The organism is Mesorhizobium sp. WSM4307, assembly GCF_007003945.1.
GTDB lineage: Bacteria > Pseudomonadota > Alphaproteobacteria > Rhizobiales > Rhizobiaceae > Mesorhizobium.
In genome coordinates this window covers 1-1490 of sequence record NZ_VFTB01000031.1, presented here as the reverse complement: position 1 = coordinate 1490, position 1490 = coordinate 1, and the positions used below count along the sequence as shown (strand labels likewise).

At 61.4% G+C, this 1490-nt stretch carries 1 protein-coding gene; it reads right to left on the bottom strand.

The features are described 5' to 3' along the window. On the bottom strand, positions 1–1490 hold a 1490-nt coding region (locus FJV83_RS36265; protein WP_140671269.1), incomplete at both ends, for a CocE/NonD family hydrolase.

Here is a 1490-nt window from a genome sequence, read left to right as displayed (position 1 = left end):
GCTGTTCAAATTCGCCTTGCCGGCATGGGACCCCATCGCTGTCATCACAGGAAGCAGTACGTGGGAGGGGAACTGCTCGCAGTGATGAATCGTGTTCCGAGCCACTACCCATTCAGTTTCGTCCCAGTTGTTACCTCCCGTATTCAGGTTGCGGTCGAACCGCGGGAAGGCCGAACTAGTGATTTCCAGGCGAATTTGATGGCCGGCCGGAAACCAATTACTTGTGGCGTCGAGATCAATCTCGATTTTGCATATAACGCTCGGTTCCATGAAAACAGCCCGATCAAAGCCCTCGCGATAGCGGACGCGCAGTATCCCGTCCACCACGTCAATCGCACGGCCATCGGGATGTACGTCCAACAGTCTGGCCACGAAGTCCGTGTCCGGGGCCGAAGAAGAGACGAAGAGGACCGCCCGGACAAATCCGGTAACCTCCATGCCCTCTGTGAGGGGCGGTGAAGTGAAGCAGAGGACGTCTGGACGAAGCTGGACGTCCTGGTAATCGCGGGGTCCTATAGTAGTTCCACTTGACTTCCCGCCGTCCATCCCCAAGAACGGCGCCGGATCCCCAGGGTCGTAGGTAAACGTGTCAGCCGGCTCGTCGGCACTCGGAGGCTCTACATCAAGAGTCCCGTCGCCTAGACGGGTCGCGGCATTCCCGCCGCTGCGGAGGAACCAGTGCTGCAGTTCCACACCAAGAGGGGGCCATTCTGACGCGGCACGCCACTCGTTGCGACCCATCACGTAGTACTGGACGCGGGGCATTCCCTCGATCCGGTCGGGCTTGTCGTTCAGCCAGCAGTCGAACCAGTCCAGGTAGATCTGCCAGCAATCCAGGCGCGCGTCGCCCAGCTCGCGCTCGCCGATAACCGTCGGGGCTTTGAGACTCTCGGTGCCACAATGCGTGGCTGGCGACAGAATGATATGTTGGTGATCGCGTGCCGCCGGGCTCAATCCGCGAGCACTAAAAACGCGCTGCTGGTGAAGCGCGTCGGCAGCCCCCACGTCGTACCACGAGTTCACGAACAGGGCTGGGACGTCGATGGTCGAGTCCTCGCTAAGCATCCCATTCCGATCCCCCCAGGGATCGCCTGGGTCACGCGAGACCCAGTCCTCCCAGTCAGTCGGCGGTCCCCCAAGGCTCTTAAGCATGTTGACGAGCGGCAGCGACGCGAAAGCCCGCTGATACTCCTCATCGCTTTTCGGTTGCACTCGGGACCGGTCCTTCGCTGCGGTTTGGTGGAACCAGGGGACAAACGCGGCAACCTCCACCGCACCGCCGAGACGGAGATCCCCGTTGCGATATCGCCCTCCGGCAGAGCCGTTCGCGCCGCCCGATCCCTGCGCAATTGCGCATCGGTGGGCTGGATGGCACAACTGCGCCAGCAAAACCTGCGCGATACCAAGCGCCGAGCACCCATATGTGCCCACGCGTCCATTCGACCATGGCTGCTGCGAAATCCAGGACAGCGTGTCATAACCGTCGTCCC